General features: G+C 72.6%; 12 protein-coding genes. 8 read left to right on the top strand and 4 right to left on the bottom strand.

Going from position 1 to position 13,053, the window contains the following annotated elements; genetic code table 11:
• The first annotated feature begins 214 nt into the window (after nt 1-214).
• From ispG to ACGFMM_RS33755, 4 genes are all read left to right on the top strand, one after another.
• Nucleotides 215-1,372, top strand: a complete 1,158-nt coding sequence (gene ispG, locus ACGFMM_RS33770; RefSeq protein ID WP_393650321.1) for a flavodoxin-dependent (E)-4-hydroxy-3-methylbut-2-enyl-diphosphate synthase — start codon at nt 215-217, stop codon at nt 1,370-1,372.
• Between the two features lie 186 nt (nt 1,373-1,558).
• Complete coding sequence (locus tag ACGFMM_RS33765) at nt 1,559-2,404, top strand: GNAT family N-acetyltransferase (RefSeq protein ID WP_393650320.1); 846 nt, start codon at nt 1,559-1,561, stop codon at nt 2,402-2,404.
• Nucleotides 2,405-2,424: 20 nt separating this feature from the next.
• Complete coding sequence (locus ACGFMM_RS33760) at nt 2,425-2,997, top strand: GNAT family N-acetyltransferase (RefSeq protein WP_393650319.1); 573 nt, start codon at nt 2,425-2,427, stop codon at nt 2,995-2,997.
• 43 nt (nt 2,998-3,040) lie between these two features.
• Entirely contained in the window at nt 3,041-4,741 is a 1,701-nt protein-coding gene (locus tag ACGFMM_RS33755) for a proline--tRNA ligase (protein ID WP_393650318.1), read from the top strand.
• 61 nt (nt 4,742-4,802) lie between these two features.
• On the opposite strand, the gene ACGFMM_RS33750 is transcribed toward ACGFMM_RS33755, so the two are convergent.
• From ACGFMM_RS33750 to ACGFMM_RS33735, 4 genes are read right to left on the bottom strand one after another with little or no spacing between them, the layout of a single operon-like run.
• The gene (locus tag ACGFMM_RS33750; protein WP_393650317.1) at nt 4,803-5,735 is read right to left on the bottom strand and encodes a slipin family protein; all 933 of its coding nucleotides are present in this window, start codon (nt 5,733-5,735) and stop codon (nt 4,803-4,805) included.
• Nucleotides 5,736-5,785: 50 nt separating this feature from the next.
• A complete protein-coding gene (locus ACGFMM_RS33745; protein ID WP_393650316.1) occupies nt 5,786-6,685 on the bottom strand; it encodes an aminoglycoside phosphotransferase family protein in 900 nt (299 codons plus the stop codon).
• A 44-nt stretch (nt 6,686-6,729) separates the two neighbouring features.
• Entirely contained in the window at nt 6,730-7,146 is a 417-nt protein-coding gene (locus ACGFMM_RS33740; protein WP_393650315.1) for a ferritin-like domain-containing protein, read from the bottom strand.
• Nucleotides 7,143-7,718: a hypothetical protein gene (locus ACGFMM_RS33735; protein WP_393650314.1), complete on the bottom strand. Its 576-nt coding sequence runs from the start codon at nt 7,716-7,718 to the stop codon at nt 7,143-7,145. Before ACGFMM_RS33735 ends, ACGFMM_RS33740 begins: the two co-directional genes overlap by 4 nt.
• A 148-nt stretch (nt 7,719-7,866) precedes the next feature.
• Here ACGFMM_RS33735 and rimP point away from each other — a divergent pair, with 148 nt between their 5' ends.
• The 4 genes from rimP (at nt 7,867) to infB (ending at nt 12,942) form a co-directional block, all read left to right on the top strand.
• Nucleotides 7,867-8,364, top strand: coding sequence for a ribosome maturation factor RimP (gene rimP, locus ACGFMM_RS33730; RefSeq protein ID WP_393650313.1), 498 nt, complete (start codon nt 7,867-7,869; stop codon nt 8,362-8,364).
• A 2-nt stretch (nt 8,365-8,366) separates the two neighbouring features.
• Entirely contained in the window at nt 8,367-9,356 is a 990-nt protein-coding gene (nusA, locus tag ACGFMM_RS33725) for a transcription termination factor NusA (RefSeq protein ID WP_393650312.1), read from the top strand.
• A gap of 120 nt (nt 9,357-9,476) precedes the next feature.
• On the top strand, nt 9,477-9,746 hold the full coding sequence (locus tag ACGFMM_RS33720) for a YlxR family protein (RefSeq protein WP_393650352.1): 270 nt from the start codon (nt 9,477-9,479) through the stop codon (nt 9,744-9,746).
• Between the two features lie 154 nt (nt 9,747-9,900).
• The gene (gene infB / locus ACGFMM_RS33715; RefSeq protein ID WP_393650311.1) at nt 9,901-12,942 is read left to right on the top strand and encodes a translation initiation factor IF-2; all 3,042 of its coding nucleotides are present in this window, start codon (nt 9,901-9,903) and stop codon (nt 12,940-12,942) included.
• Nucleotides 12,943-13,053 lie beyond the last annotated feature (111 nt).

Here is a 13,053-nt window from a genome sequence, read left to right as displayed (position 1 = left end):
GGGGGGTCTCTCTGTCCGCCCCCCCGTGCTGCACCGGGCCCCCACACTAACAACCCCCCAAAAACCCCCCCCCCCCCCCCGGGGGGGGGGGGGGCCCCCCCCCCCCCCGCGGGCCCCCCCCCCCCCGCCCCCGGGGCTGTAATCTCGTAGGGCCGGAGCCCGCAGCCGTACGGGACTCGATCCACACCAGGCCACACTTGGGGTTGCACAGCTGATGACCGCGATTTCTCTCGGTATGCCGTCCGTTCCGACCAAGCTCGCCGAGCGCCGTGTGAGCCGGAAGATCCAGGTCGGCTCCGTGGCCGTCGGCGGTGACGCGCCCGTCTCCGTGCAGTCGATGACCACGACCCGCACCTCCGACATCGGCGCCACGCTCCAGCAGATCGCCGAGCTCACCGCCTCCGGCTGCCAGATCGTCCGGGTCGCCTGCCCCACGCAGGACGACGCCGACGCGCTCGCCACCATCGCGAAGAAGTCGCAGATCCCCGTGATCGCCGACATCCACTTCCAGCCGAAGTACGTCTTCGCCGCGATCGACGCCGGCTGCGCCGCGGTCCGCGTCAACCCGGGCAACATCAAGCAGTTCGACGACAAGGTCAAGGAGATCGCCAGGGCGGCCTCCGCGGCCGGCACCCCGATCCGGATCGGCGTGAACGCCGGCTCGCTCGACGCCCGGCTGCTGGCGAAGTACGGCAAGGCCACCCCCGAGGCGCTGGTCGAGTCCGCGCTGTGGGAGGCCTCCCTCTTCGAGGAGCACGGCTTCGGCGACATCAAGATCTCGGTCAAGCACAACGACCCGGTCGTCATGGTCAACGCCTACCGGCAGCTCGCCGCCGCCTGCGACTACCCGCTGCACCTCGGCGTCACCGAGGCCGGCCCCGCCTTCCAGGGCACCATCAAGTCCGCCGTCGCCTTCGGCGCGCTGCTCTCCGAGGGCATCGGCGACACCATCCGCGTCTCGCTCTCCGCGCCGCCGGTCGAGGAGGTCAAGGTCGGCAACCAGATCCTGGAGTCGCTGAACCTCAAGCCGCGCCGCCTGGAGATCGTCTCCTGCCCGTCCTGCGGCCGCGCCCAGGTCGACGTGTACAAGCTCGCCGAGGAGGTCACCGCCGGCCTCGAGGGCATGGAGGTCCCGCTGCGGGTCGCCGTCATGGGCTGTGTCGTCAACGGCCCCGGCGAGGCCCGCGAGGCCGACCTCGGCGTCGCCTCCGGCAACGGCAAGGGCCAGATCTTCGTCAAGGGCGAGGTCATCAAGACCGTCCCCGAGTCGAAGATCGTCGAGACCCTCATCGAGGAGGCGCTGAAGATCGCCGAGCAGATGGAGAAGGACGGCGTGGCGTCCGGCGAGCCCGAGGTCCTCACCGTCGGCTGACCCGGCGTACGACGTGGTCCGGCGGGTCCGTGCCGGCGGGGGAGTCCCCGCCGTACGGGCCCGTTCCCGTACCGGGCCGGGGCCCGCTCGCAGGAGCGGTGCCGCGTCGGGACTGCGGGTAGAGTTCCACAGATCAGCAGGCCCGACATCGTGTCGTTGCCGCGAAGGAGTGATGGAGCGGCCCTCGTGTTGACGCAAGCCCCCCTCCGGGTGCTCGATCCCGGCGACCTCGGCGCGGCCCTCGCCGTCCTGGAGAGCGCGCCCGTCGAGAACGCCTTCGTCACCGCCCGCGTGCAGGCCGCCGGACTCGACCCCTGGCGGCTCGGCGGCGAGATGTGGGGCTGGTACACCGACGGCCGGCTGCGCTCCCTGTGCTACTCCGGCGCCAACCTCGTCCCCATCTGCGCCACCCCCGAGGCCGTGCGCGCCTTCGCCGACCGGGCCCGCCGGATCGGCCGCCGCTGCTCCTCCATCGTGGGCCCCGCCGAGTCCACCGCCCGGCTCTGGCGACTGCTCGAACCCGGCTGGGGCCCCGCCAGGGACGTCCGCTCCCACCAGCCCCTGATGGTCACCGAGGAACCCTCGGCGCACATCGCGCCCGACCCGCTCGTCCGCCGGGTCCGCAAGGACGAGATGGACGTGATCATGCCCGCCTGCGTGGCCATGTTCACCGAGGAGGTCGGCATCTCGCCGATGGCCGGCGACGGCGGACTGCTCTACCAGGCCCGGGTCGCCGAACTCGTCGGCTCCGGCCGGGCCTTCGCCCGCGTCGAGGACGGCACGGTGGTCTTCAAGGCCGAGATCGGCGCCGCGACCCGGCAGGCCTGCCAGATCCAGGGCGTCTGGGTCCACCCCGACCACCGCGGCCGCGGGCTGTCCGAGACCGGCATGGCCGCCGTCCTGCGGTACGCCCTCGCCGACGTCGCGCCCGTCGCCAGCCTGTACGTGAACGACTACAACGCCCCCGCCCGCGCCGCCTACCGCCGGGTCGGCTTCCGGGAGGTCGGGGCGTTCATGAGCGTGCTGTTCTAGGCCGCTTGTAGGGTGCGCGCATGGATGACGCCGAGATCACGATCGGGCCGGTCGACCTCGCCGCGCGTGTCGACGAGGCGCTCGCCGTACAGGCCCTCGCCTTCGGACTGAGCGACGACGAGGTCGCCGTCCGCCATCACATCGTGCTGCGTCACCTGAACAACCCCGGAGCCCGCGCGTACGGCGCGACCACCCCGGAGGGCCGGCTCGTCGGCTTCGTGTACGGGATGCCCAACGACCGCACCCACTGGTGGTCCACCGTCGTCGAACCGTATCTGCGGGCCAACGGCAACGACGGCTGGCTCGACGAGTCCTTCGTCATCACCGAGCTGCATGTCCACCCTGCCCACCAGGGCCGCGGCCTCGGCCGCCGGCTGATCACCACGATCACCGACCTGGCCGCGGAGCCCCGCTCGATCCTCTCCGCCATCGACACCGAGAGCCCCGCCCGCGGCCTGTACCGCAGCCTCGGCTACTCCGACCTCGCCCGCCGGGTCCACTTCCCGTCCGCCGCCCGGCCGTACGCGGTGATGGGCGCGCCGCTGCCGCTGCTGCGCCGAACTGATTTCTCCGAGCCGGGCAAGCCCGGCTAACCTCAGGGCCATCACCTAACAGTCCGGCAGGAGTACGAGAACCATGGCCAACGCACCGGTCCAGCGCATGTCCCAGTTGATGGCGAAGACGCTGCGCGACGACCCGGCGGACGCCGAGGTCCTCAGCCACAAGCTCCTCGTCCGCGCCGGCTACGTCCGCCGTACCGCCGCCGGCATCTGGAGCTGGCTGCCGCTGGGCAAGAAGGTCCTCGCCAACGTCGAGCGCATCGTCCGCGAGGAGATGGACGCGATCGGAGCGCAGGAGGTCTCCCTCCCCGCGCTGCTGCCGCGCGAGCCCTACGAGGCGACCGGCCGCTGGGACGAGTACGGCGCCGAGCTGTTCCGCCTCCAGGACCGCAGGGGCGGCGACTACCTCCTCGGCCCGACGCACGAGGAGATCTTCACCCTGCTGGTCAAGGACCAGTGCTCGTCCTACAAGGACCTGCCGGTCATCCTGTACCAGATCCAGACGAAGTTCCGCGACGAGGCCCGCCCCCGCGCCGGCATCCTGCGCGGCCGCGAGTTCCTGATGAAGGACTCGTACTCCTTCGACACGGAGGACGAGGGCCTCGCCCGGTCCTACGCGCTGCACCGCGAGGCCTACAAGCGCGTCTTCGAGCGCCTCGGCCTCGACTACCGCATCGTCGCCGCCACCGCCGGCGCCATGGGCGGCTCGAAGTCCGAGGAGTTCCTCGCCCCGGCCGAGGCCGGCGAGGACACCTTCGCCGACTGCCCGAACTGCGACTTCGCCGCCAACACCGAGGCGGTCGCCTACGAGCTGCAGCCGGTCGACGGCTCCGCCGTCGCGGCGGCCGAGGACATCCCCACCCCGGACACCCCCACCATCGAGACCCTCGCCGCCTCCCTCGGCGTCCCGGCCTCCGCCACGCTGAAGAACCTCCTGGTGAAGGTCGACGGCGAGATCGTCGCCGTGGGCGTGCCCGGCGACCGCGAGGTCGACCTCGGCAAGGTCGAGGCGCACTTCGCCCCGGCCGCCGTCGAGCTGGTCACCGAGGCCGACTTCGCCGTGCGCCCGGACCTCGTCCGCGGCTACGTCGGACCCCAGGGCCTGGACAAGGTGAAGTACCTCGCCGACCCGCGCGTGGCCCCCGGCACCTCCTGGATCACGGGCGCCAACAAGGACGGGATGCACACGAAGAACGTCGTCGCGGGCCGCGACTTCGAGGTCGACGAGTACGTCGACGTCGTCGTCGTCCAGGAAGGCGACCCGTGCCCCAAGTGCGGCACCGGCCTGAAGCTGGACCGCGCCATCGAGATCGGCCACATCTTCCAGCTGGGCCGCAAGTACGCCGACGCCCTCAAGCTCGACGTCCTCGGCCAGAACGGCAAGCCGGTCCGCGTGACCATGGGCTCGTACGGCATCGGCGTCTCCCGCGCGGTCGCGGCGCTCGCCGAGCAGTCCGCCGACGACAAGGGCCTGTGCTGGCCGGCCGAGGTCGCCCCCGCCGACGTCCACGTCGTCGCGGCGGGCAAGGCGCTCCAGATCGAGCTGGCCCTGGAGGTCTCCGACAAGCTGTCCGCCGCCGGGCTGCGCGTCCTGTGCGACGACCGCGCGGGCGTCTCCCCGGGCGTCAAGTTCACCGACGCGGAGCTGATCGGCGTCCCGAAGATCCTGGTGGCCGGCCGCCGCTCGGGCGAGGGCGTCGTCGAGCTGAAGGACCGCCGCACCGGCGAGCGCGAGGAGCTGACGGTCGACGAGGCGCTCGCCCGCCTGACCGCCTGACCCGTCCGACGCATAAAGAGGGGGCGGGGCCACGGCCCCGCCCCCTCCCTTTGCGCACCGGCTACGCGTCCTCCTCCTTCGGCGACGGTTCCACCGGGGCGCCTGCCAGGTCCTCGATCGCGTCCGCCGCGTCCGCCGCGCCCCGCAGGTACGCGGGGCTGGGCTCCAGACCCGGCAGAGGTTCCTGGGGTATGGCGGGCGCCTCACGCGCCTCGGGCGCCTCGGTAGCGGGCGGCGCGGTGCCGCGTTCCAGGAAGCGCAGCAGCTCCACCGGGATCGGCAGGACCAGCGTCGAGTTCTTCTCCGCCGCCACCGCCATCACCGTCTGCAGCAGCCGCAGCTGCAGCGCCGACGGCGCGCCCTCCATCTGGTGCGCCGCCTCCGCCAGCTTCTTCGACGCCTGCAGCTCCGCGTCCGCGTTGATCACGCGCGCCCGCCGCTCGCGGTCCGCCTCCGCCTGCCGGGCCATCGACCGCTTCATCGTCTCCGGCAGCGACACGTCCTTGATCTCGACCCGGTCGATCTGCACGCCCCACCCGATCGCCGGCGAGTCCAGCATCAGCTCCAGGCCCTCGTTCAGCTTCTCCCGGTTGGACAGCAGATCGTCCAGCTCGCTCTTGCCGATGATCGACCGCAGAGAGGTCTGCGCCATCTGCGAGACCGCGAACTTGTAGTCCTCCACCCGGACCAGTGCCTCGGCGGCGTCGACCACCTTGAAGTACACGACCGCGTCCACCCGCACGGTCACGTTGTCCCGGGTGATGCCCTCCTGCGCGGGCACCGGCATCGTCACGATCTGCATGTTCACTTTGTGCAGCCGGTCGATCATCGGAACGATCATCGTGAAGCCGGGCTGCCGTACCTGACTGGCCAGCCGCCCGAAGCGGAACACCACGCCCCGCTCGTACTGCTTCACCACCCGCGCGGCAGCCGCTCCGTACACCGCGCCGGCCGCGACAACCCCCGCCGCTATCGCCAAGATCTCCTCGACCATCTCGACCCCCAGAGGTCCGAGCCGAGTATGCGTACAAAAAGGGTATTCCCCTACAGCCAGCCCGCGAACTCCAGCAGCAGCTCCGCTTCCTGCCGCCGCCCGGCGGTCAGCGACCGCGTCGCCGACTCCACCGCGCGGAAGAGCGTCCAGCCGCGCAGCCGCTCCCGGTCCAGGTCCACCGAGTCCGCGAGCCGGTTCAGCCGCCGCCGGGCCGCCGCCGCGCCCGCGCTCGCCGCGACCAGGTCCTCCACCCGGTCCCGCACCAGCCGCGCCAGGTCGTACGCGCGCTCCCCGACCAGCGGCTCGGGCCCCACCGCCAGCCACGGCGCGCGGTCACCGGCCAGCACCTTGCCCTGCCGGAAGCAGCCGTGCAGCAGGACGGTCTCGGCGTCACCGGCGACCAGCTCCGCCCGGGCCTCCAGCGCCGCCGAGGCCAGGGCCCCGGCCGCCGCGTCCGCCCGGTACGACTCCATCGCCGCCGCCTGCACGGCCGTACGCTCCGCCACCGACGCGAAACCGTGCCCGGCCGGCGGATCCACCCACAGCTTGCGCACCACCCCGGCCGCCTCCAGGAGCGCCTTCGCGTCCGGCAGCGAGCGCAGCGACACCTCCGGGTGCAGCCGCTCCAGGACCAGCGCGTCGTCGTCCTCGGCTGCGAGCAGCTGCACCGCGCCCCAGCCGTTCCAGTGCGCGAGCGCGGCCCCCTCCAGGTCCGGACGGGTGAAACCGGGCGCCAGCTTCAGCGCCGCGGGAGTGCCGTCGGGCCGGTGCGCGAGGACCACCAGGCTGCTGCGGCCGCCGGGCGCGACCACCCGTTCGGCCGTCAGCGACGCCCGGTCCAGCGCGCCCTCGGCCAGCACCGGGAGCTTGCCCAGCCACTCGGCCGACGCCGCTTCCCCGTACGTCGCGCCGAGCGCCCGCGTCAGCCGCTGCGGCGGTTCGAAACCCATGCGTGCAGTCGTTCCCTCTGAAGTACGGCCAGGTGGTGCGGGGCTCAGCCGCGCTCGGCGAGCCCAGGAAAGGTTACGTCGCCGCCGCGCCAGCGGGCGGCCCGCACCGCGGCCTCGCGCAGCGCCGTCGCCGCGTCGGCGCGCAGCGGACCGGCCGCGGCGCGCACCAGGTCGGAGTACACCCCGGCCACCCGGTCCTCCAACTCGGCCGCGAGCCGCACCGCCGCGGCCGCGTCCGGCGCCGCGAAGGGCAGCGCGTACGCGGCGGCCGCCGCCACCGGCTCGCCGCCGAGGTCGCGCACGGTCCGGCCCAGCACGTCGCGGCGGGCGCGGTGCGCGTCGTACGCGGCCCTCGCCTCGGCCCGCCGGGCTGCGCCGATGCGGCCGCCGACCACCCCGTACCCGTACACGGCGGCGTGCTCCGCGGCGAGCGCGGCCCGGGCGGCGTCGAGGGCGTTCATCGGGTGCTCCTTGCCGGTGCGTCGGCGGCGGTCAGCAGGTACGCGTGGGCGGCGGCCGCCGCCGCGACGGAGGCGAGCAGCCGGGCGTACTCGGGCGGCGCGTCGAGCAGGGCCGCGCCGTGCGCGTCGGCGGTCCGCCGCGCCGCGGCCACGAGCTCCCGCACCGCCGCCGCCTGATCGGCGGGGACGGGCGCCGGAGGGGTGGCGGACGGCGTACCGCCGGGCGTGGCGGTCACCCGCCCGGCCGAACCGTCCGCCTTTTTCCGCGTACCGCCCTCGGCCTCCGGCAGTCCCTCGGCCAGCGCCCGCGCATGCGCCTCGGCCGACGTCCGCAGCGGTGTCAGCCGGGCCGTCAGCGCGGGATGGGCGGCCAGCGTCGCGTCGTACCGCTCCCGCAGCGCCGTGCTTGCCGCGACCGCGCGACGGCGCAGCGCCAGCTCGGCCCGCGCCGCCCGCTCCGCGGCCGACAGCGGCTTCGGCGCGGACTCCTCGGCGGGGGCGGAGCAGGCCGCGAGCGCGGCCGCGCCCGCCGTCAGGAGCGCGCGTCTGCCGATCGTCCCCGTGCGCCCCACGCGTCACTCCCTCGGATCGAAGATCACCGCAGGCGAGCGTACCCGCGGCCCCCGCGCCGGTGGACGGCAACACCCCTTCGGACCGGATACCCTTTGGTCTGACACGCGACGAACCCACAACAGCACACGCGGCCGAGGAGTCACCCGGATGAGCACCACCCAGAGCGACAGGCTGCGCGAGCTCGTGGAGCCGCTGGTCCTCGCGCAGGACCTCGAGCTCGAGGACATCGAGCTGTCCCGGGCGGGCCGCCGCGGAATGCTGAGGATCATCGTCGATTCCGACGAGGGCGTGGATCTCGACGCCTGCGCCGACCTGAGCCGTGCCATCTCGACGAAGCTCGACGAGACGGACGTGATGGGCGAGGGCGAGTACAACCTCGAAGTCACCTCGCCGGGCGCGGACCGCCCGCTGTCCCAGCACCGCCACTACGTGCGCGCCACCGGCCGACTGGTCAAGCTGCAGCTGCACGAGGGCGGGGAGCTGGTCGCCCGGATCCTCACCGTGGACGACGACGGCATGGACATGGAGGTGCCGGGCGTGAAGGGGCGCAAGCCCACCGCCCGCCGGGTCGAGTTCGCCGAGATCGCCAAGGCGCGCGTGGAGATCGAGTTCAGCCGCAAGGACAAGAAGGAAGAGGAGGCGTAGCCGTGGACATCGACGTGAAGCTCCTGAAGGGCTTGGCACAGGAGAAGGAGATCTCCTTCGAGATGCTGGTCGAGGCGATCGAGTCGGCCCTCCTCATCGCCTACCACCGCACCCCCTCCGCCCGCCGCCACGCCCGGGTCGAGCTGAACCGGCAGTCCGGTCACGTGACGGTGTGGGCGAAGGAAGACCCCGCCGAGCTGGAGGAGGGGCAGGAGCCCAAGGAGTTCGACGACACGCCGTCGGACTTCGGCCGGATCGCCGCCAGCACCGCCCGCCAGGTCATCCAGCAGCGGCTGCGGGACGCCGAGAACGACGTCACCTTCGGCGAGTACGCCCGCCGCGAGGGCGACATCGTGGCCGGCCAGGTGCAGCAGGGCAAGGACCCGAAGAACGTCCTCGTCAAGCTGGACGACAAGCTGGAAGCCATCCTTCCGGTGCAGGAGCAGGTGCCCGGCGAGGACTACAAGCACGGTCTGCGGCTGCGCACGTACGTCGTCCGCGTGGCGAAGGGTGTGCGCGGTCCGTCCGTCACCCTTTCGCGTACGCATCCCAATCTGGTGAAGAAGCTCTTCGCCCTGGAGGTGCCGGAGATCGCGGACGGCTCCGTCGAGATCTCGGCGATCGCCCGCGAGGCCGGCCACCGCACCAAGATCGCCGTCCGGGCCACCCGTCCGGGCCTGAACGCCAAGGGCGCCTGCATCGGCCCGATGGGCAGCCGGGTCCGCAACGTGATGGCCGAGCTGCTCGGCGAGAAGATCGACATCGTCGACTGGTCGGACGACCCGGCGGAGATGGTCGCCAACGCGCTCTCCCCGGCCCGGGTTTCCAAGGTCGAGGTCGTCGACCTGGCGGCCCGGTCCGCCCGGGTGACCGTGCCCGACTACCAGCTGTCGCTGGCGATCGGCAAGGAGGGGCAGAACGCCCGTCTGGCCGCCCGTCTGACCGGCTGGCGCATCGACATCCGCCCCGACACGGAGCAGTCCGCCGAGTAGGCGGGGCGGCAGGGAACAGGTCCCGCCGTGGTGACGTTCTGCTACGGCGAGATCACGACAAACGACCGTTCGATTTTTGCCCCAAACGGGTGAGGTCGGTACGGGGAGGTAGACTTGATTGTGTCTGGCCGGACGCATGCCCGGGCGTGCCCTGAACGAACCTGTGTGGGCTGCCGGGAGCGAGCGGCCAAGAGCGATCTGCTGCGCATCGTGGCGGTCGAGGGCGTCTGCGTCCCCGATCATCGCGGTACGCTGCCCGGCCGGGGTGCGTATCTGCATCCCGCCTCGGTATGTCTCGGCCTGGCGGTCCGCCGCCGGGCGTTCCCGCGGGCCTTCAAGGTCCCGGGCCCGCTGGAGACGGCGGAGCTGGCAGAACTGTTCGACCAGTAAAACCAGTAAAGAAGTACGGCACGGAGCCCCGTGCGGTCAGGTACCTCGCGAGTTGGAAGTAGGTCGAGATTGCGATGAGCACTCGATGAGTACGCGATGAGTACGCCCATGAAGTAGCGACGGTCCGGCGGTAACCGGACCTAAAAGGAGCGAAGTGGCTAAGGTCCGGGTATACGAACTCGCCAAGGAGTTCGGCGTGGAGAGCAAGGTCGTCATGGCCAAGCTCCAAGAACTCGGTGAATTCGTCCGTTCGGCGTCCTCGACGATCGAGGCGCCGGTTGTGCGCAAGTTGACTGACGCGCTGCAGGGTCCCGGCTCCGCCGGCAAGGCCGCAGCGAAGCCCGGCGCGCCCCGCAAGGCTGCGCCGTCCCCCAAGCCCGCCGCGCCGTCCCCGGCGCAGGCGGCTCGTCCCGCTGCCCCGAAGCCTGGCGCGCCCACCCCGGCGCCCAAGCCCGCGGCCGCAGAGAAGCCCTCCGCGGCGCCGGCTCCCGGCCCGCGGCCCACCCCGGGCCCGAAGCCCGCGGCTGCGCCCAAGCCGGCGCCTGCCGCCCCGGCTCCGGCCGCCCCGGAGTTCACCGCGCCTCCGTCGGCCCCGGCCGCCGGTGCGCGTCCGGGCGGTGCGGCCCCCGGTCCGCGTCCTGCCTCCGGCCGTCCCGGCCAGCAGGCCCCGCGCCCCGGTGGTCAGGGCCCCCGTCCCGGCCAGCAGGCCCCGCGTCCGGGCGGTCGTCCGGCCGGCCCGCGTCCGGGCAACAACCCCTTCACGTCCGGCGGCTCCACCGGCATGGCGCGCCCGCAGGCGCCCCGTCCCGGCGGCGGCGCCCCGCGTCCCGGCGGCCCCGGCGCCGTTCCGGGCGCTCCGCGTCCGCAGGGCGGTCCCGGTGCTCCCCGTCCGCAGGGCGGCGCGCCCGGCGGGCGGCCCACCCCGGGCGGCATGCCCCGTCCGCAGGCCCCGCGTCCCGGTGGCGCGCCCGGCGGCAACCGTCCGAACCCGGGCATGATGCCGCAGCGTCCCGCTGCCGGCCCGCGTCCGGGCCCCGGCGGTCGCGGCCCCGGCGCCGGCGGTCGTCCCGGTGCGGGCGGCGGCGGCGGTCGTCCCGGCTTCGCCGGTCGTCCCGCAGGTCCCGGTGGCGGCGGCGGCTTCGCCGGCCGTCCCGGTGGCGGCGGTGGCGGCGGCGGTCGTCCGGGTGGTCCCGGCGGCGGTGGCGGCGGCTTCGGCGGTCGTCCCGGCGGCTTCGGCGGTCGTCCCGGCGGCCCCGGTGGCCGTGGTGGCACGCAGGGCGCCTTCGGTCGTCCCGGCGGTCCCGCGCGTCGCGGTCGCAAGTCGAAGCGGCAGAGGCGCCAGGAGTACGAGGCCATGCAGGCCCCGTCCGTGGGCGGCGTGATGCTGCCTCGCGGCAACGGCGAGTCCATTCGCCTGTCGCGCGGTGCGTCCCTCACCGACTTCGCCGAGAAGATCGGCGCCAACCCGGCGTCGCTCGTCGCGGTCATGATGAACCTCGGCGAGATGGTCACGGCCACGCAGTCCGTCTCCGACGAGACGCTGCTGCTCCTCGGCGGCGAGATGAACTACGACGTTCAGATCGTGTCGCCGGAGGAGGAGGACCGCGAGCTGCTCGAGTCCTTCGACATCGAGTTCGGCGAGGACGAGGGCGGCGAAGAGGCCCTGGTCTCCCGTCCGCCGGTCGTGACCGTCATGGGTCACGTCGACCACGGTAAGACCCGCCTTCTCGACGCGATCCGCAAGACCAACGTGGTCGCGGGCGAGGCCGGCGGCATCACCCAGCACATCGGCGCCTACCAGGTGGGCACCGAGGTCAACGGTGAAGAGCGTCGGATCACCTTCATCGACACCCCGGGTCACGAGGCGTTCACCGCCATGCGTGCCCGTGGTGCGAAGTCGACCGACATCGCGATCCTCGTGGTCGCGGCCAACGACGGCGTCATGCCGCAGACGATCGAGGCGCTGAACCACGCCAAGGCGGCCGACGTGCCGATCGTGGTCGCGGTCAACAAGATCGACGTCGAGGGCGCGGACCCGACGAAGGTGCGCGGTCAGCTGACCGAGTTCGGTCTGGTGGCCGAGGAGTACGGCGGCGACACCATGTTCGTCGACATCTCCGCCAAGCAGGGTCTGCACATCGACCAGCTGCTCGAGGCCGTGGTCCTGACCGCGGACGCCTCGCTCGACCTGCGGGCCAACCCCGACCAGGACGCGCAGGGCATCGCGATCGAGTCCCACCTCGACCGTGGTCGCGGTGCGGTCTCGACCGTCCTGGTCCAGCGCGGAACGCTGCGCATCGGCGACACCGTGGTGGTCGGCGACGCGTACGGCCGTGTCCGGGCGATGCTCGACGACAAGGGCAACAACGTCGAGGAGGCGACCCCGTCGACTCCCGTCCTCGTCCTGGGTCTCACCAACGTCCCGGGCGCCGGCGACAACCTCCTGGTCGTCGACGAGGACCGTACGGCCCGCCAGATCGCCGAGAAGCGTGCGGCGCGCGAGCGCAACGCGGCCTTCGCCAAGCGCACCCGCCGGGTGTCCATCGAGGACCTCGACAAGGTGCTCGCGGCCGGCGAGATCCAGCAGCTCAACCTCATCATCAAGGGCGACGCGTCCGGTGCGGTCGAGGCTCTCGAGTCCTCGCTGCTCCAGCTCGACGTCGGCGAAGAGGTCGACATCCGGGTCCTCCACCGCGGCGTCGGTGAGGTCACGGAGTCCGACATCAACCTGGCGATGGGCTCCGACGCGATCGTCATCGGCTACAACGTCCGCGCGGCCGGCCGTGCCACGCAGATGGCCGAGCGCGAGGGCGTCGAGGTCCGCTACTACTCGGTCATCTACCAGGCGATCGAGGAGATCGAGGCGGCCCTGAAGGGTCTGCTCAAGCCGGAGTTCGAAGAGGTCGAGCTGGGTACGGCGGAGATCCGCGAGGTCTTCCGCTCGTCCAAGCTGGGCAACATCGCCGGTGTCCTGGTCCGCTCGGGCGAGGTCAAGCGCAACAGCAAGGCGCGCCTCATCCGCGACGGCAAGGTCGTCTCGGAGAACCTCACCATCTCGGGTCTGCGTCGCTTCAAGGACGACGTCACCGAGATCCGCGAGGGCTTCGAGGGCGGTATCAACCTCGGCAACTACAACGACATCAAGATCGACGATGTCATCGCCACCTACGAGATGCGCGAGAAGCCTCGCGCCTGATCGTCAGGTACCGGAAGGGGCCGGTCGACGGAAGGAATTCCGTCGATCGGCCCCGGCCGTTCCGTGTACGGTTCTGGTGTCCCTGCCAAGTGGTTGGCGGGGCCACTGACC

This window comes from Streptomyces sp. NPDC048604 (assembly GCF_043199435.1).
Lineage (GTDB): Bacteria > Actinomycetota > Actinomycetes > Streptomycetales > Streptomycetaceae > Streptomyces.
Note: the sequence above shows the minus strand (reverse complement) of the source record. Positions and strands in the feature narration are given on the sequence as shown.